A 20,002-nucleotide genomic window follows, 5' to 3' on the forward strand; every position below is an offset into this window, starting at 1 on the left:
TTTGAAAATGATTTCAAATAAGAAGCGAAAAGGAATGCTATCGTGAGTGGTTTTTTTATTGGTAATTGTCAAATTGGCCCCGCTGCTCCCCCTTTTATCATTGCCGAAATGAGTGGCAATCATAATCAATCACTGGATCGTGCTTTGGCAATTGTAGAAGCTGCCGCCAAGGCGGGCGCACATGCGCTTAAATTGCAGACCTATACCGCAGACACGATGACTTTAGATCTTGATGAGGGTGAATTTCATATTTCAGACCCGGCTAGTTTATGGGCAGGTACATCACTCTATAAACTTTACCAAGAAGCTTATACGCCATGGGAATGGCATAAACCTATTTTTGATCGTGCGCATGAATTAGGAATGCTGGCATTCTCTACGCCCTTTGATGAAACAGCGGTTGATTTCTTAGAAAGTCTCAATGTGCCTGCGTACAAAATTGCCAGCTTTGAAAATACCGATTTGCCTTTGATTCGTAAAGTGGCCGCGACCGGCAAGCCGATGATTATCTCAACAGGCATGGCCAGTGTGGCCGAGCTGGATGAGGCAGTAAAAGCGGCGCGGGATGCGGGCTGCAAAGATTTAATTTTACTTAAATGCACCAGTACCTATCCGGCTAGCCCAGAAAACAGTCATGTCCGCACCATTCCCCATATGCGGGAGCTATTTGCCTGCGAGGTGGGCTTGTCTGATCACACGATGGGCGTGGGGGCTGCTGTCGCTGCGGTTGCGCTTGGGGCAACGGTGATCGAAAAACACTTTACTTTAAATCGGGCGGAAGGAGGCGTGGATGCGGCATTTTCACTGGAGCCCGATGAAATGGCCTTGCTGGTAAGGGAAACAAAGACGGCTTGGCAGGCATTAGGCACCATACGTTATGGTGTGAGCCATTCCGAAAAAAATAGTTTAACTTTTAGGCGTTCACTATATGTTGTTGCGGATATTGAAGAAGGTGAAGTTGTGTCCGCGTCAAATGTAAGAGCTATCCGGCCAGGGTTAGGGCTTGCTCCATGTTTTATGGATAAGGTGCTGGGTTTGCGTGTAACACGCCCTCTTAAAAAAGGAACTGCCTTATCTTGGGATCATTTTAAAAAAATGGAGGGTGCATTGTGAGCGATGTTAATAATGCTGAATTGATTCAGTGGAAAACAAATGCATGGCAAAACCCAGATATGGTTGCTTGGTATTCAGGCCGTATGGTGGAAAATTCAAGTACAAATCATCTGAAAAATACCGTAGAAATAGGAATTATTCGCTCATATGTCACTGGGCATGATGTTATTGATATTGGGACAGGAACTGGGCGAGCGGCATTGCCTCTGGTGCGTGATGGTTATGCTGTAACAGGCGTTGATAGCTCACAAGCTATGTTGGATGAAACAAGGAGATTGGCAGATGGGATGCCAATTACACTAAAAAAAGCAGATATTCAGAAGCTTTCATTCAAAGATGCGGCTTTTGATTGTGCGGTTTCTTTAAATGTTTTAGTGCATTTTCCAAATTGGCGGGAGGCATTATTGGAGTGGGGTAGAGTGATTCGGCCCAATGGTAGAATTATTTTTGATATCCACTCTAAAGATCATGTTATGTCAGCGTATGGAGATTGTACTGAGCAATGGCCTGATGCGTTAAATAAGAGTAATGATCCCAATGATTTTGGGAGCTATATGGCGAGATTGAGTGCCGATGAAATTATTGATTTCGCAAATGAGCAGGGCTTTGTTGTGAAGGCTTTGGTGCCCTATGGTGCATTCTTAGGCGGAGGCAATATCAACTGGTTGCTGTATCCATATTTAGATCGAAAGAATAGCTGGCGAAGAGTGTTGTCTTGGTTTGCTGTGGATTCTGATTTAAATGCTTTAGGTGAATTTATAGAGAATGACATCATTGCGCATCTCACGCCCAAAGCAACTGGGCGTTTATTTGTAGTGCTGGAAAAACGAAAAGGGATTAGTGAGAATGAAGAGCTAAGAGCTAAGCTATTTAAGCTTGATATGCTAATTGAGCACAGACTTGTGTCAGAGTTAATGTTATTTCTGCCTTATGAGAAAGAGTATTATCAAAATAAATTTTTAGACTTGTTAAAACCTTTGCGAAGTAAACGTTTCTTTTTATTGTTTATGGACTCAATATTTTCTCGCTTTGGAGAGTGTGATTTTTTAGCGTTGCTTGGCCCTTCAGTATCAAAAGAGCTATTGAGTTGGAGGCAATGCCGCGCTTTGGATGAGCAGTGTGTGAGTATTGTTGAAAAAGTATGTACTGAAAAAGATTTGCCCATTGTTTGTGGTGTGGAGATGACTGCATCCCTGCCATATTCCTTAATGGGGGAATTATTGACGAAGTTTTATAAAAAATTTACAGGAATGCGTGCATGACTCAGCCTGCGATTATCAGTCTAATATGGGGTAAAAATATAAGTGTATTAGAGTGTTTTTTGAAGAAAAAAGGGCCATGCACAATATTGACCCTAAGTGGCTTTATTGATCAAAAAATGGCTGATGTGATTGAACGAGCGGGTGGCACAATTGTCTTGCTCGATCAACAGATATTGTATGAGAAAGATATAAAGCCTTTTTTATCTGATTTGATGTCTGGGTTTGAAGATAAATTAAAAAATATAAATTTTGTAATAAATAGTGATGATGTTAAATATAGTCGTATTGAGCTCATTGATGTTGTTGAAGAATGTATGGCGAGTGAATTACCACTTGTTGCTAATTTACTTAACTCCTTAGAATGGGCTAGAGTTAACTTTAACGTTAGTCTTTTGCTGGTTAATGAAGATTTAACTAATGTAGGCCGTCCTGCCACTTTGTGGGCCAAAGCGCATGCAATACCTTCATTACATCTTGCTCATTCGATCTCATTGGCTGATCCATATACTGTTCATTCTAAGCTTCTTGCAGATAAGTTGGCGGTGTTTTGTTCGCGGGGAATGGAGGGTTATTTAGACCTTGGTATTCCTTCTGAGCGGATGTGTATTACAGGAAATCCTGCTTGGGATGTTTATCAAGCACTGCGCAAAAATAAAAAAGAACTGCTTAGCGCTCTTGTGGATAAGTATCATTTGAAAGGTGATATTCCAATTGTTGTTTTTGCGACAACATGGTCAGCAAATTTGAGTGCATTTTGTAATGAAAACATATTTTCTGAAACACTAACTTCTTTTATTTATGCTTGCCATGATCTGCATAAAGAGGGCTTTATTTTTAATGCAATAATTAAAGATAGAGTTTCAAACTTGGCCTATGGAAATAAAAAACTAAACGAACTTTGTTTGTCGATGAATATTGACCCTTCTTTGTTTGCGTATACCTTAGAAGATAGCGAGGGTTGGGCTGTAGTTGCTGATGTATTGATTGCTGTAGATTCTAACTACACAGTGGAGGCCATGATCTGTGGAACGCCGTGCATTAATCTTCTTTGCTCAGCAAATGGATTGTACGGTGGTGCTTTTGAGGTTGAATCTGGTGTTGTTGAAGTTGAAGCGGGTGAATTGGCGTCAGCTATTCAAGAATTGCTGAGTAATAAGTCATTTAGAGATGTACATTTAAATCAAACTAAACTACGGCTACCACACTATCATTTTTCTGGGGTAGGAACTGCTGCTGAACGTGTGGCCGGACTCATGCTTGAAATGGTGCAGAAAAACGGGCCGGTTAATGCTACGCAATATGTTTGGCAACAATACCTTGATGTTGAAGAATTGGATGTTAATTCTTATTACCATGATAGTGCGCGTAAAGAGTTAATTGGCATGTTTAGTAATAATCCTAGGATTGTTCTAGATATTGGCTGCGCTGCGGGTGCAAATGGTGAGTTGTTAAAAAAACAGTACCCAGAGTGCCAAGTTTGGGGAGTGGAAACGAGTCGCTCAGCGGCTAAAATTGCATCAGAAAGATTGGATCGAGTGCTTGTTGGAAAGTTTGAGGAGTTTGATTTTGAGAAAGAGGGCTTGCTTAAAGGCTCGCTGGATGGCGTGATATTGGCAGATGTACTTGAGCATATGTACAACCCTTGGTCTGTAATGACTGCGCTGCAGCCTTATTTGTCGCCTACTGCTCAGGTTATTATTAGTATTCCCAATGTGAGAAATCTGAAATTAATGGAGGATCTTGCAGATGGATTTTGGCGATATGATTCAGCGGGCTTGCTTGATATTACGCATATTCGCTTCTTTACATTAAAAGAATTTAATCGCTTTTTAGATGAAACAGGTTACAACGTTCGTGTATTGAATTACACCATTGATCAGCGTTTGATGTCGGTATACGAAGCCAATAAAAACAAACAAATCATGGATCTTGAATTAGGTCGCATGAAGCTCTCTGCTGTAAATAATGAAGAGCTGCTTGAGCTGTGCTCTTTACAGTTTTACATTGTTGCTACGGCAAAGGAAAGTGCGGCTCCGTTATTGCCCGTGGTACAACTGGATCCTTATGAGCAGTTTTTAGATCATCGTTATTTGAGTACAAGTGAAGCACGGCATTTTGATATGGCTATGGGCTATCTTGGTGAAGCCGGTATTAGCCAATTTAATTATCCAACATTAAAAATATTGATTCTAGATCGATATGGTGATCTTGATGCAATTGTGCGAACGATAAAAAGCATTACAGGTCAGTTATATAAAAATATAAGTTTTAGTGTTGTATCTATTGCTAAAAACCCAATGCCTGCATCGGAAATTGATTGGATTAAATGCCAGAATAATGTGTATGTAGAGGCACTGGCATATTCGGCGAGCTTAGATGATGATTATATTGGTTTTCTTGAGGGGGGGGATTTATTCACGGTTACTGGTTTATTGCTTGCTGTTCAGAAAATTGTTGAAAATCCCCATTGGGATTTGATTTATACGGATGATGATATCTTAGATGAAAAGATGTTACCGTCTAATCCTAGATTTAAACCAGATTTTAATCTCGATTTACTGAGAAGTATGCCCTACGCCGATGGGTTTATTGTGATTCGTCGGCTTGCGATGAGTGCGATAAATTGGCTGGATTTAGAGGTTGATGGGGCTGAGCAGCTTGATTTAATTCTGCGAGTATTAGATAAATCAGGCCCGCAATGTATCGGCCATGTGCCAGAGATTGTCTGCCATCTTCAGCTAAATGATGCACGCGCACTTGGTAGTGAGTTGCGCCAATTGGCGTTTGCAAAGGCCGTGCATGCTCATTTGCAGCGTTGGCAGGTTGACGCTGAGTTGCTGCTTGGTGCTCGGATTGAAGGTAGTTTGCGTATTGTTTATCAACATGAGGCTCAGCCTTTAGTGAGTATTTTGATTCCTAGCAAGGATCAATTAGGTATGTTGCAGAGGTGCGTTGAAAGTCTTTTAGAAAAAACAACATACTTGTCGTATGAAATTATTATTATTGATAATCAAAGTGAAACCTTACAGGCTAAAGCCTATTTAAATAGCCTTGCTTTGATTTGTGAGGAAAAGATTCGTGTTATTTCTTATCCTCATGCCTTTAATTTTTCTGCAATGAATAATATGGCAGTGAATGAGGCAAAGGGTGAATATCTTGTCTTGCTAAATAATGATACTGCGATTGTTGAAGGGGATTGGTTGCAGTCGATGTTGCATCATGCTCAACGCCCAGAAGTAGGGGTTGTTGGGGCAAAGCTACTCTACCCTACAGGTCTTGTGCAGCATGCAGGTGTAGTACTCGGTTTGCGTGGGCCGGCAGATCATCCTTGCCTGGGTACAACATTAGAAGACTCTGGCTATATGCACCGCTTGCAGTTGGATCAAAACTACTCGGCAGTGACGGCTGCTTGCTTAATGATTCGTAAATCGGTTTATGAGCAAGCAGGGGGCATGGATGAAGTTGACTTTAAAGTGTCGTATAACGACGTTGATTTATGCCTGAAAGTTGGAAAGCTGGGGTACCTCACGGTATGGACGCCTTATGCGGTTGTGATGCACGAAGGAAGTGTGAGTCAGAATGCAGTTGATCCAGATCTTGTCGTTGCCAAGCAAAAGCGTTTTGAGGGTGAGCAAACGGCGATGTATAACAAGTGGTTGTTTGAGATAGGGAATGATCCTGCTTATAACAAAAACTTAACCTTAAGTGGTGCTGGTTTTGAGCTGGAGCAGCGCTCTTTACTGACATGGCGGCCTTTAAGTTGGCGACCAGTGCCCTCTGTGCTTTGTCATCCGGCAGATCAGATGGGCTGCGGTCGCTACCGTATTTTTCAGCCATTTGCTGCTCTAGAAGATGAGTTGAAAATATCGGGTGTCATTGCTCTAGAGCTTTACCCTGTGTTTGAGCTGGCCAAGCTAGCACCTGATGTGATTGTTTATCAGCGACAAATTACCGAGGGGCAGATTGATTTTCTGCGGCGCTCGAAGCTGTGTTCGCCTGCATTCAAGATTTACGAGTTAGATGACTATTTGCCAAATTTACCGCTCAAAAGCGCGCATCGCGAGCATATGCCTAAGGATATTGTTAAGTCCCTGCGTAAGGCGCTTACTTTTGTCGACCGATTTGTGGTGTCGACGAGTGAGCTAGCTAATGCTTATCAAAGCATGCATGCACAGATCCATGTGGTTAATAACTATCTTCCTGTTTCTATTTGGGGGGCTTTGTCAGCGGCCCGAAGGGTCGGTAAGAAGCCGCGCGTGGGTTGGGCTGGGGGAATTAGCCATACCGGCGATTTAGAGTTAATAGCAAGTGTTGTTCAGGCTTTGGCTGCAGAGGTGGAGTGGGTATTTTTTGGAATGTGTCCAGATAAGCTACGGCCTTTTGTGCATGAGTTTCATTCTGGCGTTCCAATCGAGCATTACCCTAGCAAGCTTGCTAGCTTAAATCTCGATTTGGCTCTGGCGCCGCTTGAGCACAATACGTTTAATTTATGTAAGAGTAATTTGCGCTTATTAGAGTATGGCGCTTGCGGGTTTCCTGTGATTTGCACCGATATTGCCCCGTATTTTGGTGATCTGCCTGTTGTGCGAGTGAAAAATAAGCATAAAGACTGGGTAGATGCGATTCGAGATCATTTGGCTGATTTGGATGCCGCCGCTGAGCGCGGAGATGCTTTAAAAACTGCAGTATTAAAAGATTGGATGCTTGAGGGAGATAATTTGGAGACGTGGCGTGAAGCGTGGTTGCCTAGTTAGCTTTCAGCTGGTTAAAAAAGATTACATCTAGCCCTAAAGTTTGGTGGATTACTACCGATACAGCATACAAGGGCTTACTTATATGCCTGAAACACTAAAGCACCGATTCTAGGACAAGCAAGGGGTAAGCATCATGTCTCAAGTCATTAACACCAACGTACCATCACTCAATGCACAGCGTAACTTAGGTACGTCGTCCATGAGTTTAACTAACTCTCTGCAACGCTTGTCCTCGGGTCTGCGTATTAATAGCGCGAAGGATGATGCAGCGGGTTTGGCAATTTCAGAGCGCTTTACATCACAGATTCGCGGTATGGATCAAGCCAAGCGCAATGCCAATGATGGCGTGTCACTGGCTCAAACGGGTGAAGGCGCCTTAGGGCAAATGGGCGATATCTTACAGCGTGTACGTGAATTGGCTGTGCAGTCTGCCAATGCCACTAACACCACGAACGATCGCTTGGCGATTAACTCTGAAGTAACACAGCTGGTGTCAGAGCTTGATCGTTTTGCCACATCAACTGAGTTCAACGGCCAGAAATTATTTGATGGTAGCTTTACAGCGGCTACTTACCAGGTAGGTGCCAATACTAACCAAACGATTTCTGCCAATACAGCTAATTTGCGTACCAATCAATATGGTACTTATCAAATGGGTGTAGGTAATGGTACAGGGAATTTAGCCATTACAAATTCAACGTCCGGAGCGACAGCAAACGGCGTAACGGCCGGTGCATCGGGTGTTGTCAATGCAGATGGCGCGGCTGTGTCAGCAAGTGGTGATTTTAGTATTAATGGGACAACAATTTCTGTCTCAGGTACTGATATGGCTAAGGACATTGCCAATAAAATTAATGCTGCAGGGACAGGTGTTACTGCAACTGCGCGTACAGAAGTTAATTTAGGTTTGGCCTCGGGCTCATACAGCATAACGGCAGCATCAAAAAGCAGTACTTTCGAATCTGTTTCATTCAATGTGACCGATTTGAACAATAACAGCACGATTGATGCAGATGAGTATTCACAGGCCATTCAGGCCTTTAACTCAAAATCTTCGAAAACGGGGATTACCGCGGAATTAGCCACATTCCAAACGGTTGATCGCCAAACACACTATGCCTTGAAGCTGGTTGCTGCGGATGGATCAAACATCGCTATTGGCGATCCAAGTAACGCAAGTGGTTTTGGTGGTGCAGTGACTAAGTGGGATATGGATGTCGGGGCATCTAGTGGCTCCATTCAGTTCATGTCTAGTGGTAGCGCGGCAGGTATATCAAGTACTGCTGCGGGCTCTGGTCTGGCGATTTTTGGTGGTCAGGTGGTGTTGAACTCTTCCAGTTCTTACTCGGTTACTACAAGTGGAGCTTCGTTTGCTTCTGGGGTGTTGGCGATTGGGGGCACAGGGTCTGTTGCATCTAGCGGTTCTGTATTAAGTTCGGGAACTGCATATGCTTCAACACTTAAAACAGTTGAAAAGCTAGATATTTCAACGGTTGAAGGGGCAAATCAAGCTTTACGTGTTGTAGATGACGCTTTGTCGACTGTAAATGATCAACGTGCCAAGTTTGGTGCGCTGCAAAGCCGCTTCACTGCTACCATTAATAATCTGGCAACAACGTCAGAGAATATGAGTGCGGCACGAAGTCGAATCAGAGATGCAGACTTCGCAAGTGAAACTGCCGCACTGACACGGGCTCAGGTATTGCAACAAGCAGGTACGGCAATGTTAGGTCAAGCGAATGCCTTGCCTAACCAAGTGTTAAGTTTGCTACGCGGTTAAGTTTAAGTTTGACTTAAATAAGTAAGGCCCCGGCGAACCTGTGTTGTCGGGGCATTTCTACAGGAAGGTGTATCATGGATATTCAATCTACATCATCGCTCGTGTCGCCCTCTCCCGTTGCTGCTAAAAGTGTGAGCGAGCGGTTTCATGATGCGCCCAGTGACTTAGCAAAAGTGGTGAGTGCTGAGCCAGTTAAAGTTAGCCCTGATGCGGTGCAAGCTTTAAAGCCCGCAGTAGATCCGAAAGATGTTCAGCAGGCGATAGAGAAGTTGAATCAGGCTGTACAAGGATTCTCTAATACCTTACAGTTTTCGGTTGAAGAAGAAACTAAATTGCCTATCGTGAAACTGATTGATATAAAAACCAAAGAAGTGATTCGTCAGTTTCCAAGCGAAGAAGCAATCTCTATTGCCAAGGCAATTGATCGATTTCAAGGTTTATTAATTAAAGATCGGGCATAATTTGCCGATTAATAGCATATATGTAAACGGGAGAGCGTCATGGCTGGAATTTCTTCTTTAGGCTCAGGTTCAGGAATGGATTTAAATGGGCTGATCGATAAGCTTATGACCGCGGAAAAAGCACCGTTAAAAGATTTATTGCTTAAGGAAGCGTCGTACCAATCAAAAATCTCTGCTTTTGGTTCAGTGAAAAGTGCGTTGTCTGCTTTTCAAACATCAGTCAAAAGTCTTTCTAGTGTGCAGGGGTTTAAAAGCACATCAGCTTCGCTAGCGGACGCTTCAATTGCAACGGTTAGCTCAAGTAGCTTGGCTCAGCCTGGCTCGTATAGCCTAGAAGTTTCCCAACTGGCACAAAATCAAAAACTGACTTCTACTGCATTCAGCAGCCCAAATGCAGGTATTGGTACAGGTACGCTGACTATTCAGTTTGGTACGGTTAATACACAAAATACAGATTCAACTGCGGATGATACGTTTACTGCGAATGCTAATGTTAAAAAAGCGGCTTTTTCTATTGTGATTGATGGAAAAAATAACACATTAAGTGGTGTTCGCGATGCGATTAATAATAGTAAAAATAATACGGGTGTTAGTGCAAGCATTTTAAATGATGGCACAGGTAATAGATTAGTATTGACAAGTAAAGAAACGGGTGCTGAAAACTCATTGAAAATTTCGGTGAGTGATGCTGATGGTAACTCAACAGATACAGGTGGATTATCTGCTCTGGCTTATGATCCGGCAGGGGTTCGTAATTTAGCTGAAACACAATCGGCTAAAGATGCAAAATTTAAAATTGATGGTATTAGTGTATCTAAACCTACAAATTTAGTGGGTGATGCAATTCAAGGTTTAACTATTAATTTAACGAAAGTCTCTTCACCTACGAGTACGGGGGCGACTACGCTGGCACCTACAACGATTACTGTGGGTTCTGATTTAAATGGGATTAAAGACTCTATTAAGGGTTTTGTTAAAGCATATAACGAACTTAATAAAATACTGAAAGAAGTCTCGAGCTATACGCCGGGTAATGGAGCTTCGGCGGCAAAAGCAGCGCCTCTCAATGGCGAATCATCTATTCGTGCAATTCAAAATCAGATGCGTTCAGTTGTTAATCAGATGCAAGGCGAGGGTAGTTACTTTAAATCTCTCAGTGATGTTGGTGTGTCTTTTAGTGGCTATACAACCGACGCAAAAGGCGTAATTGTTGGTGGCGCATCACCTAAAGGTGATTTGGTTTTAAATGAAGTAAAATTGCAAGCAGCAATAACTAGTCATCCAAATGATGTCGCTAATTTGTTTACTGTGAATGGTGTGGCCAGTAATAACCAAGTTACTTTTTTATCTGGATCATTAGCAACACAAGCGGGTAATTATGCTGTAGAGGTAACTACGCCTGCTGCTCAGGCTAAATACGCTTCTGCATCAGCTCTATCTTTTTTTAAAGTCGATGTCAGTAACCATAGTAAGGCCGTTACTTTGGATGGAGTGACAGCTAATTTAACGCTGGATGATAATAATTATACAACGGACACTTTGGCTGCTCAGATTAAGTCGAAAATTGAAGCAGATAGCACACTTTATACTGCAGGTGACACGGTCAGCGTGGTTTTTAATAGCCTCAGTAAAAACTTTGATATTAGCCGCTTGCGGTCTGGAACAACGACTTCAATGGTTTTGCCGATGACAACAGCAGCTAATCCTGTTGAAATTACTGATGATAATAAAACTTTAATGCTGTCGGTAAATGGTACTTCAAGTCAGACAATTGCTTTAACTAAAGGCAATTATGCCACGATGGCTGATTTGGCTGCTGAAATGCAATCTAAAATTAATGGGGATGAGACTTTATCTAAAGCAGGTAAAACTGTTGGTGTAGTGTTTAATGAGTTGACGAGTAAGTTTGATATTTTTTCTTCAGAATATGGCAGTAAATCTGAAATACAGATTACGGGTACAGGTGATGTGGGTACGAGCACAACCGCTGCTACGCTTGGACTAACTGTTGGCGGATATAACAGGGGCACTGACGTAGAGGGGAAAATTGGTGGAGAAACTGCGAAGGGGGTTGGGCAAGCTTTAACAGGTACAGGCTTGAGCGAAGGTATGAATTTAATCGTAACGGCCAGTACGGCAGGAGATTATGGCTATGTGTCGTTTAACCGTGGTGTTGCCTATTCCCTAGATAAAACACTTGAGGGTATGCTGAAAGAAAATTCTGGTTTTCTGGCGAAGCAAACACAAGGGGTAACTAGTAGTATTACGCAGCTGGAGCAGAAGCGAGTGCGCATGAATCGCCAGTATGATGCCACTGAAGCGCTGTATCGTAAGCAATTTACTGCCATGGACATTGCGATTGCAACCTTGAAAAGCACCAGTAATAACTTAACTGCACAGCTTGCTGGCTTGTCAAAATAAGCACGGCCCGCATAGGGCCTTAAGTGTTGTGGCTATTTAACTAAAGTTCATGATGAGCCTGTATTTCCTGAATTATTCAAGAGAGTTATTTCTATGAGTGCTGTCAAAAAAGCGCTTTCTGCTTATGGGCAAACCAGCCTAGATACGGTGGTTGAATCTGCCAGCCCGCACCAATTAATTGTGCTGTTGTATGAAGGGGCTATTAAAGCGATTCAGCTGGGTAAAATTTATATGCAGCAGGGTCTTATTGCGCAAAAAGGTGCGGCGATTTCTAAGGCGATTGCGATTATTGAAGATGGTTTACGTTTGGCTTTGGATAAGGAAAACGGCGGCGAGCTGGCTGAGAATTTAGATGCTTTGTATGACTACATAAGCTTCGAGCTGCTGCAGGCCAATATCAATAACGTGCCCGAGCGTCTAGATGAAATGCTGGCCCTGCTTGAGCAATTAAAAGATGCTTGGCTGTCAATTGGCTTTAGTAAGGTAGAGCTTGCAGCACCTGCCGCTGAACGTGATGAGCAAGACCGGAGCGCATTAAGCTATGGCCGCATCTGATTTTGAGGCCTATTCGGCATTAAGTGTGTGTGTCACCAAAATGCTGTCTGCAGCTCAGGCCCAAGATTGGGATAATATGTTGTTGCAAGCGCAATTATTTGCAGAATTAAGCGCGAATTTGCCTATGATTCAATGGGGCGCGTTAACTGGCTTGGAGCAACAGCAGCTTGCTGAGCTTTTGCAAAAGTGCAATCAAGACGTGGAAGAGCTAGAGCAAAAGGCAGTAACTCAGCGTGGGGAGCTGGCTACACTTTTGCAAAATATGCATAACACCGGAAAACTACAACGCGCGTATGACGTCTAATAATGACCTGCCAGCCCCGGCGGGGGAGATCGTCTTATGAATGGCATCGTCATTACCTGGGTGCAGTTACTTTATATCAGCCTTATATTAATTTTATTTTATGTGGCTGAATTACTCCTGTTTATGCGTAAAGCATCTGCACAGCGAAGTGTGGGCACCGATCCGCTTGAGGCTGAATTGCTTCGGAAGGAAATTGCTCAGCTGCGCTTTGAGATGGATGCGCTTAAATTGCGTTTGCTTGCAACGCAAGCAGAGTGGAGCCAGCCTGCTGAATTGGTTTTAGACTCCAAAGAGAGTCCATACAGCCATGCTATTCGCTTGGCTAAACTGGGGGCAGATTCAAACAGCGTTGCTCATCAATGTGGCATATCGCGTGGTGAGGCTGATTTAATTGTGGCCCTTTATCGATCGAGCACGCAAAGATAATCATGTTACCCGGTACTAGCCCAATCAGCTTGGTTCAGCATTACCTCAATGCACAAGAGGGAGTGGCTGAGGTTACGCGTATCTCTGCCGATGATGTGCGTTATACGGTGGGCGAGCGCGTGCATGCCACGGTGGCTGGCTTATTGCCTAATGGCCGCTTTGCGGTGCTGATTAAAGACCAGCTGCTTGATCTCAATTTACCTAGAAACACTGAGCCGGGTGAAAAGTTGGATCTCACCGTGGTGAGCAACGGCCCAAAACTCTCTTTCTCTATTAGTACTGGGGTGTCCCCCCAGCCTACTTTGCCACAAGAAATGGCTTTGAGTCAGGGTGCTCGTTTTTTATCCGCTTTATTAGGCAAGGGCGAGCCAGCAAAAGACGGGGTGGCTGTTTTAGCTCATGCACCCCTGTTTGATGGTGCGCCGGATACAGCGAGTTTGGCGGGTAAGCTTTCGCAAAAATTAGCAGATAGCGGCTTATTTTATGAGTCTCATCAGGCCGAGTGGGTGAATGGTGAGCGGCCTTTGCAATCTCTGTTGAAAGAGCCTCAGGCAGGGCTTGGTAAATTGCCGTTACAAGGTCTTGAGGCAAAGCAGGAGCAGGCTGTTGCGCAGAGTACGCCTGCAAGTGAAAAAGCCGCGCTGGCCCCTGAGGCCAATGCCACGTTGCGTCATTTGGTTCAGCAGCAATTGGATGTCCTAGAGCAGAGGCCCATTGTTTGGATGGGAGAGGCATGGCCTGGTCAGCCTTTACGCTGGGAAGTGGAAGCAGACAAGGAGCGTCAGGCCAGCGGTGGGCAAGATGAAGCCCCGCGCAGCTGGCAATCACGGCTTGATTTACAGCTGCCGCATCTGGGCGATATCGGCATTGTTGCTGTTTTGCGCAATGGTGAGTTTTCATTACGTTTTGAAGCGTCTTCAGAAACAGCTGAAAAAATCCGGGCAGAAACCACCGCTTTACAAAATCGCTTTGAAGCCGCAGGTTTAACACTGGCATCTAGTCAGGTGGTGGTGAATGCAGAGCCTATGAATGTCACGTAAACGTTTAAGTAGTACTCGTCAGCAAGCGGTTGCGCTTGCTTATCAGCAAGGTAGTAGCTCTCCTCGTGTTGTCGCCAAAGGTCAGGGCTTGCTGGCCGAGCGGATTATTGAGCGTGCACAAGAGGCTGGCGTATTTGTGCATGAATCGCCAGAGTTGGTGGCGATGCTGATGCAAGTGGATTTAGATCAACATATTCCTCCGCAGCTGTACCGCGCCATCGCCGAATTGCTGGCCTTCGTTTATCATTTGGAACGCGGAGAAGCAGCGATTGTGCCTGTTTTTGATTTACCGCCCCTCGTCGACGATCAGCCAGAGTAAATCCATGCTTCGCCATCATTTAAAAACAGCAACTTACGCTGTTGCCGCACTTTTTTTTGCCCTCGGTTTTAACTACGGTAGCTGGGCTTCTCGTTTACCTGCCATTAAATCACAACTTAACTTAGATCCAGCCCAAGTTGGTTTTTTGCTCTTGGCGGCAGGCTTGGGCGCTGTTTTTTCTTTTCCTGTGACAACGGCTGTATTACAGCGTTTTGGATCAAAAAAAGTGTGCTTGGGCGCTGGGCTGGCTTTGCCTCTGGTTTTACCTGCTTTGGCTTTTGCTCCAAATTATGGTTTTGCTTTGGCGATTATGGCATTTGAGGGTGTGGCACATAGCTGCTTAAATGTGGCGATGAATGCGCAAGGCGTAGCGGTGGAGTTAGAAAATGGCAAGCCGATTATGTCAAGGCTGCATGCTGTATTTAGCTTGGGTGGCTTGGCTGCGGCATTGTTTGCATCTCTGATGACGGGGATTTCGCCAGATTTATCTTTGCATTTATGTATTGTGGCGGCATTGATCTGGGGTACGGTACTTTGGGCTTCACCACGTTTATTGGCCGATCGTTCTGAATCCACAGTATCGGGAGGAAAGCGCTTTTCCTTGCCTACAGGAATGGCGGTTTTGCTGGGCTTAACGGCCTTATTCGGCACCATTGTTGAAGGCTCAATGGTCGATTGGACTGCACTGTATTTACGCAATGATTTAAATGCGGAGCAATGGGTTGCCCCGCTGGGCTTGGCAAGTTTTTCTGGCGCAATGCTCCTGGCACGCTGGTTTGGTGACGGCTGGCGTGTGCGCTGGGGAAGTCGCAAACTGTTGCTGGTGGGGAGTAGCTTTGCAGGTGTGGGCTTGTTACTTGGTTTGGCTGTCGGAGGGATTATTCCCGCGTTGATTGCTTTTGCTTTGGTGGGCTTAGGTGTGGCTGCCGTATCGCCGTGTGTTTATATGGCAGCAGCAAGACAGGGCGCTGTGGCCTTGGCTGCGGTAACGACGATGGGATCGATTGGTGCTTTGATGGGGCCACCGATGATTGGCTTTATCGCACATATCAGCAGCCTGACTTGGGGTTTGGCTTTGGTGGCGCTGGGCGCGCTGATGATTGCTATGTTAGTTAGAAAAATAGCTTGGCCAGCTTAGAAGTATCGTGGGCTTGATTTTAATCCTGTCAACGTAAGGGAATTTATAGGTTGGGTTAGCCGTCTGCGTCTGAGGTTTACCAAGCTCAGATATATCGCGTAACCCAACATCTTTTGCGCCTAAATGTTGGGTTACGCTGGCTTATCCGCCCCAATCGGCGAATAAACCAGCTAACCCAAGCTACAAAAGCATGATGTCCCGCGGATTTTCTTGGGTTGATAGGCTTGGGCAGGATCTGCTCACGATGCTTTTTTGAATGGCGTTTAAATTAAACCAAAGCCATTTAATAAAATAATGCCGATTAAAAGCGGTGCAATATAGCGCAGCAAAACAAACAGTACTTTAATCAGCGTTGGATTATTTATAGTTCCGCCATTAGATAGCGCATCTTTTAGCTTAGGCAATCCATAAGACCAGCCCACAAACAGGCAAATTAAAATACCACCTACCGGCATCAGAATATTTGAGCTGATATAGTCAAATAAATCAAAAGCATTGAGGCCAAATAATTTCCAGTTGGCGGTAAGAGATTGTGATAGCGCAGCAGGCAGGCCAAAGAGAACAATCGTCAACAGGCTGATTGCGGTGGCTTTTTTTCGGCTCCAATTGCAGCGCTCAATCAGCATGGCAACGGGCACTTCTAAAATAGAAAGAATCGCGCCAGTGGCTGCAATGGCCGTTAGGATAAAAAACAGCGCCATAAAGATGCTGCCGCCAGGCATACTGTGAAATACCGCTGGAATCGTAATAAACACGAGCGATGGGCCGGCTGCAGGTTCAAAGCCAAAAGCAAATACAGCAGGGAAAATAGCAATCCCAGCGAGCAATGAAACAGTTAGATCGGCAAACATCACACGAGTGGCGGTGAGTGGAATATTTTGCTCAGCACGGAAATAGCTGCCGTAAGTCAGCATCGTTCCCATGCCGATAGATAGCTTGAAAAAAGCCAGCCCGACTGCGGTCAAAATAACACCCGCATTGATTTTGCTAAAGTCGGGGGTAAATAAAAATTCAAGGCCACGCATTGCACCGGGTAAAGTCAGGCTGCGGATACAAAGCGCAATGAGCAGTAAAAACAATACCGGCATCAGTTTTTTGCTAACGGCCTCAATGCCTTTGGATACGCCACACATAATAATGGCACCGGTAAAGGCCAGTACAATCCATTGCCAAATCAAAGCCGATTGTGGATTGGCAACCAATTCGCCAAATACAGCTTTGGTGTGGGCGGGGTCGGTAGAGCCGAGTTGCCCGGAAAGCGCTTTAAAAATATAGGCAAAAACCCAGCCGGCTACTTCGGTGTAAAAGGCCAGAATAAGCACTGCAGCAGCCACGCCCATATAGCCAATCAATTTCCATGCGCCTTGGCCTTTTGGAGCTAGCTTTTCAAAGGTAGTGATCGCATTAGCTCGGGATGCCCGGCCTAGCATGATTTCTGTAATCATGACGGGTAAGCCAACTAAAAGCGTAGCAATGATATAAACCAATAGAAAGCTCGCACCACCATTCGTGCCTGTCAGGTAAGGAAATTTCCAGATATTACCAAGGCCGACGGCAGAGCCCAAGGTGGCAACCAGCACACCAAAGGTAGAGGTGAAGCCGTCGCGGGATGAACTGCTCATAATATATTTCCTGTTCTTGAAAGCAAATTAACGATGTTTAAGTCTTTAATACGGTCTTAAACGCTCAGCTTAGCTTACTTGTTGAGTGCTAGTCGGGCAGGCACGGGTATAATCGGCCTAAGATTATGGAGCCCTGCATGTTTAAGTATCTAGAAGATTTTGTCGGCCATACGCCTTTAGTGCGTTTGAAACGGATGCCTGGCAACACCAGCAATATTATTTTAGTAAAGCTTGAAGGTAATAACCCCGCTGGATCTGTTAAAGACCGGCCCGCATTATCCATGATTCGGCACGCAGCGCTACGGGGAGATATAAAAACAGGCGATACTTTGATCGAAGCGACTTCGGGAAATACAGGTATTGCCTTGGCGATGGCCGCTGCCGTGATGGGGTATCGAATGGTTTTAATCATGCCTAAGAGTGCCAGTATCGAACGCGTGCAAAGCATGAAAGCCTACGGTGCGGAAGTAATTTTGGAAGAAAGCATGGAAAGCGCGCGTGATTTGGCGCAAACAATGGTGGAAAAAGGGCAGGGCATCGTGCTGGATCAATTTGCCAATAACGATAATCCGCTAGCGCATTTTGAAAGCACAGGGCCAGAAATCTGGCAGGATACTCAGGGTTTGATTACCCACTTTGTTTCCAGCATGGGGACGACCGGTACGATTATGGGTACGGGCCGCTACTTAAAGCAGCAGAATTCAGCCGTGCAAGTGGTGGGTGTGCAGCCTTGCGATGGCGCGCAAATTCCGGGGATTCGCAAATGGCCCGTGGAATATGTTCCTGCTATTTGTGATTTTTCTCAATTAGATCGCATGATGGAAGTTAATCAGGCCATTGCCGAAGAAACCACGCGTCGCCTAGCGAGAGAAGAAGGCATTTTTGCAGGGATTTCATCGGGTGGTGCTTTGGCCGCCGCCTTGCAATTGTCGCAAGAAGTAGAAAACGCAGTGATTGTTTCCATTGTATGTGATCGCGGGGACCGCTATCTTTCGACCGGCGTATTTCCTGCGTGATGGGTTTGCCTTCCCCCGTGCGAGGCTAACGCCTCCTGATCAGTAAGATTATTTAGCCTTGATAGAGAGCTAAACCTTGAACCACAGGGTAAAACGAGGACGCAAAGCTTCACAGAGAAAGGCATTAAATCGTTAGTTTCTTTGTGAAACTCTGTGCTCTCTGTGGTTCGATATTTTGCCCTCTCAGCTTTAAGCTGAAGTATCTTTATAATCAGGAGATACTTTGAAGTCATCATTTAGCTGTATTAGCAAGGAAAAAGCATGACCCCCGTCGATCTACATTGCCATTCAAACCATTCCGATGGCCTGCTTCCTGCGCGTGAAGTGGTGCGTAAAGCATTTGATCGCGGATGCCAATTATTTGCACTCACCGATCATGATGAAACGCGTGGCCTTGCCGAGGCAGAAGACGAAGCCCAGCAATTAGGGATGAAGTTTATTAATGGCGTAGAAATATCAGTGAGCTGGGGCAAGCATATTTTGCATATCGTTGGCCTTGGCTTTGATCGCAATAATGAAGCGCTGTTGGCGGGGCTGGCTAGCGTGCGTTCTGGCCGTGGTGAGCGAGCCGAGCGTATGGCGGCCGAGCTGGATAAGGTGGGCATTCATGGCACCTTAGAAGGCGCTCGTCAGTATGCAGATAATCCAGCAATCCTGAGCCGTGCGCACTTTGCCCGCCATTTAGTTAAAACCGGTGTGTGTAAAGATATGGGCACGGTGTTTAAGCGCTATCTGGTGCGTGGCAAACCCGGCTTTGTTGAGCACGAATGGGCTAGATTGCACGAGGCGATTGAATGGATTACTGGCGCGGGCGGTGTTGCTGTACTGGCCCACCCTGCGCGTTATGAAATGGGTAATGAAACACTCAGAGTGTTGCTCACCGAATATAAACGCCTTGGTGGCGAAGCCATTGAAGTGGTTTCAGGCTGCCACGGCATCCCCGATGCGGCGCGATTTGGCAGATTAGCGCAAGAATTTGGCTTTTTGGCCTCTTGTGGTACGGATTATCACGCAACCGGCGAAGGTGCGCGTGAGCCGGGCCTAAATCCTGATCTGCCTATGGATTGTGCGCCCGTTTGGCATCGCTGGTTACCCCCAGAGACGATGTCCTCTTCAATTTCAGCAGGTTAAATAATGTCTCAGTTTTTTTCTATTCATGCAGAAAACCCGCAAGCACGCTTAATTAAACAAGCGGTGGATATTATTCGTAAGGGCGGCGTGGTGGTTTACCCAACGGATTCCTGTTACGCCATCGGCTGTAAGCTTGATTCCAAAGATGCTTTAGAGCGAATCAAACGTATTCGCCAGCTAGATGACAAGCATCACTTTACCTTGGTTTGTAGCGATTTATCCCAGCTAGGCACTTACGCCAAAGTAGATAACCGCGTTTACCGTATTCTGAAAGCCACTACCCCTGGTAGCTATACTTTCATTCTCGAAGCCACCAAAGAAGTACCACGCCGCATCTGGCATCCTAAAAAATCCACAATTGGTTTGCGTGTGCCCGATCATCCGATTGCTTTAGCAATGCTGGAAGAATTAGGCGAGCCGATTTTATCGTCTACTTTGATTTTGCCAGGTGATGAAGACCCTTTAACTGATGCCTGGGAAATTCGAGATCGCCTAGAACATGATGTTGATCTGGTGATTGAAGGCGGCTATTGCGGTTTGGAGCCAACGACTGTCGTGGATTTATCGGGTGATGAAAGCGAGCTATTACGCACCGGAAAAGGCAGCTTAACCCCCTTGGGTTTATAAAAAGAGTGAGTAAACTTTTTGGCGAGCCATTGG

General features: G+C 45.2%; 16 protein-coding genes. 15 read left to right on the forward strand and 1 reads right to left on the reverse strand.

What is annotated here, in order from left to right; genetic code table 11:
* Positions 1-108 precede the first annotated feature (108 nt).
* From pseI to VN23_RS03300, 12 genes are all read left to right on the forward strand, one after another.
* Complete coding sequence (gene pseI, locus VN23_RS03245; protein ID WP_231743412.1) at positions 109-1,113, forward strand: pseudaminic acid synthase; 1,005 nt, start codon at positions 109-111, stop codon at positions 1,111-1,113.
* On the forward strand, positions 1,110-2,375 hold the full coding sequence (locus VN23_RS03250) for a class I SAM-dependent methyltransferase (protein ID WP_231743333.1): 1,266 nt from the start codon (positions 1,110-1,112) through the stop codon (positions 2,373-2,375). Before pseI ends, VN23_RS03250 begins: the two co-directional genes overlap by 4 nt.
* Positions 2,372-7,129, forward strand: a complete 4,758-nt coding sequence (locus VN23_RS03255) for a glycosyltransferase (RefSeq protein WP_052746754.1) — start codon at positions 2,372-2,374, stop codon at positions 7,127-7,129. The genes VN23_RS03250 and VN23_RS03255 overlap by 4 nt, the downstream gene beginning before the upstream one ends.
* Positions 7,130-7,262: 133 nt before the next feature.
* On the forward strand, positions 7,263-8,909 hold the full coding sequence (locus VN23_RS03260) for a flagellin N-terminal helical domain-containing protein (RefSeq protein WP_046353235.1): 1,647 nt from the start codon (positions 7,263-7,265) through the stop codon (positions 8,907-8,909).
* A 74-nt stretch (positions 8,910-8,983) separates the two neighbouring features.
* On the forward strand, positions 8,984-9,370 hold the full coding sequence (locus tag VN23_RS03265; protein WP_046353234.1) for a flagellar protein FlaG: 387 nt from the start codon (positions 8,984-8,986) through the stop codon (positions 9,368-9,370).
* A gap of 39 nt (positions 9,371-9,409) precedes the next feature.
* Entirely contained in the window at positions 9,410-11,791 is a 2,382-nt protein-coding gene (gene fliD / locus VN23_RS03270) for a flagellar filament capping protein FliD (RefSeq protein ID WP_062654806.1), read from the forward strand.
* A gap of 93 nt (positions 11,792-11,884) precedes the next feature.
* Positions 11,885-12,346, forward strand: a complete 462-nt coding sequence (gene fliS, locus VN23_RS03275) for a flagellar export chaperone FliS (protein WP_046353233.1) — start codon at positions 11,885-11,887, stop codon at positions 12,344-12,346.
* On the forward strand, positions 12,333-12,650 hold the full coding sequence (locus VN23_RS03280) for a flagellar protein FliT (RefSeq protein ID WP_046353232.1): 318 nt from the start codon (positions 12,333-12,335) through the stop codon (positions 12,648-12,650). The genes fliS and VN23_RS03280 overlap by 14 nt, the downstream gene beginning before the upstream one ends.
* Positions 12,651-12,686: 36 nt before the next feature.
* Positions 12,687-13,076 (forward strand): DUF2802 domain-containing protein, encoded by a 390-nt coding sequence (locus VN23_RS03285; RefSeq protein WP_046353231.1) that lies wholly within the window; start codon positions 12,687-12,689, stop codon positions 13,074-13,076.
* Positions 13,077-13,078: 2 nt separating this feature from the next.
* Complete coding sequence (gene fliK, locus VN23_RS03290) at positions 13,079-14,116, forward strand: flagellar hook-length control protein FliK (RefSeq protein ID WP_052746752.1); 1,038 nt, start codon at positions 13,079-13,081, stop codon at positions 14,114-14,116.
* Positions 14,106-14,435, forward strand: coding sequence for an EscU/YscU/HrcU family type III secretion system export apparatus switch protein (locus tag VN23_RS03295; protein ID WP_046353230.1), 330 nt, complete (start codon positions 14,106-14,108; stop codon positions 14,433-14,435). Before fliK ends, VN23_RS03295 begins: the two co-directional genes overlap by 11 nt.
* Positions 14,436-14,439: 4 nt before the next feature.
* The gene (locus VN23_RS03300; protein ID WP_046353229.1) at positions 14,440-15,573 is read left to right on the forward strand and encodes an MFS transporter; all 1,134 of its coding nucleotides are present in this window, start codon (positions 14,440-14,442) and stop codon (positions 15,571-15,573) included.
* Between the two features lie 263 nt (positions 15,574-15,836).
* On the opposite strand, the gene VN23_RS03305 is transcribed toward VN23_RS03300, so the two are convergent.
* The gene (locus VN23_RS03305; RefSeq protein ID WP_046353228.1) at positions 15,837-17,195 is read right to left on the reverse strand and encodes a sodium-dependent transporter; all 1,359 of its coding nucleotides are present in this window, start codon (positions 17,193-17,195) and stop codon (positions 15,837-15,839) included.
* A 137-nt stretch (positions 17,196-17,332) separates the two neighbouring features.
* On the opposite strand from VN23_RS03305, the gene cysM reads away from it, so the two are divergent.
* The 3 genes from cysM (at position 17,333) to VN23_RS03320 (ending at position 19,969) form a co-directional block, all read left to right on the forward strand.
* A complete protein-coding gene (gene cysM, locus VN23_RS03310; protein WP_062654808.1) occupies positions 17,333-18,211 on the forward strand; it encodes a cysteine synthase CysM in 879 nt (292 codons plus the stop codon).
* A 261-nt stretch (positions 18,212-18,472) separates the two neighbouring features.
* Positions 18,473-19,342 (forward strand): 3',5'-nucleoside bisphosphate phosphatase, encoded by an 870-nt coding sequence (locus VN23_RS03315; protein ID WP_046353226.1) that lies wholly within the window; start codon positions 18,473-18,475, stop codon positions 19,340-19,342.
* Positions 19,343-19,345: 3 nt separating this feature from the next.
* Positions 19,346-19,969 carry an L-threonylcarbamoyladenylate synthase gene (locus tag VN23_RS03320; protein WP_046353225.1) on the forward strand — a complete coding sequence of 208 codons (624 nt, stop codon included), beginning with the start codon at positions 19,346-19,348 and terminating at the stop codon, positions 19,967-19,969.
* Positions 19,970-20,002 lie beyond the last annotated feature (33 nt).

It is taken from the genome of Janthinobacterium sp. B9-8 (genome assembly GCF_000969645.2).
Taxonomy (GTDB): Bacteria; Pseudomonadota; Gammaproteobacteria; order Burkholderiales; family Chitinibacteraceae; genus Iodobacter.

Excerpts from the sequence above, each read along its gene's own strand:
- pseI (WP_231743412.1), top strand. The coding sequence starts at position 109 with ATGAGTGGCAATCATAATCAATCACTGGATCGTGCTTTGGCAATTGTA.
- VN23_RS03255 (WP_052746754.1), top strand. The coding sequence starts at position 2,372 with ATGACTCAGCCTGCGATTATCAGTCTAATATGGGGTAAAAATATAAGT.
- VN23_RS03260 (WP_046353235.1), top strand. The coding sequence starts at position 7,263 with ATGTCTCAAGTCATTAACACCAACGTACCATCACTCAATGCACAGCGT.
- VN23_RS03265 (WP_046353234.1), top strand. The coding sequence starts at position 8,984 with ATGGATATTCAATCTACATCATCGCTCGTGTCGCCCTCTCCCGTTGCT.
- fliD (WP_062654806.1), top strand. The coding sequence starts at position 9,410 with ATGGCTGGAATTTCTTCTTTAGGCTCAGGTTCAGGAATGGATTTAAAT.
- fliS (WP_046353233.1), top strand. The coding sequence starts at position 11,885 with ATGAGTGCTGTCAAAAAAGCGCTTTCTGCTTATGGGCAAACCAGCCTA.
- VN23_RS03280 (WP_046353232.1), top strand. The coding sequence starts at position 12,333 with ATGGCCGCATCTGATTTTGAGGCCTATTCGGCATTAAGTGTGTGTGTC.
- VN23_RS03285 (WP_046353231.1), top strand. The coding sequence starts at position 12,687 with ATGAATGGCATCGTCATTACCTGGGTGCAGTTACTTTATATCAGCCTT.
- fliK (WP_052746752.1), top strand. The coding sequence starts at position 13,079 with ATGTTACCCGGTACTAGCCCAATCAGCTTGGTTCAGCATTACCTCAAT.
- VN23_RS03295 (WP_046353230.1), top strand. The coding sequence starts at position 14,106 with ATGTCACGTAAACGTTTAAGTAGTACTCGTCAGCAAGCGGTTGCGCTT.
- VN23_RS03300 (WP_046353229.1), top strand. The coding sequence starts at position 14,440 with ATGCTTCGCCATCATTTAAAAACAGCAACTTACGCTGTTGCCGCACTT.
- VN23_RS03305 (WP_046353228.1), bottom strand. The coding sequence starts at position 17,195 with ATGAGCAGTTCATCCCGCGACGGCTTCACCTCTACCTTTGGTGTGCTG.
- cysM (WP_062654808.1), top strand. The coding sequence starts at position 17,333 with ATGTTTAAGTATCTAGAAGATTTTGTCGGCCATACGCCTTTAGTGCGT.
- VN23_RS03315 (WP_046353226.1), top strand. The coding sequence starts at position 18,473 with ATGACCCCCGTCGATCTACATTGCCATTCAAACCATTCCGATGGCCTG.
- VN23_RS03320 (WP_046353225.1), top strand. The coding sequence starts at position 19,346 with ATGTCTCAGTTTTTTTCTATTCATGCAGAAAACCCGCAAGCACGCTTA.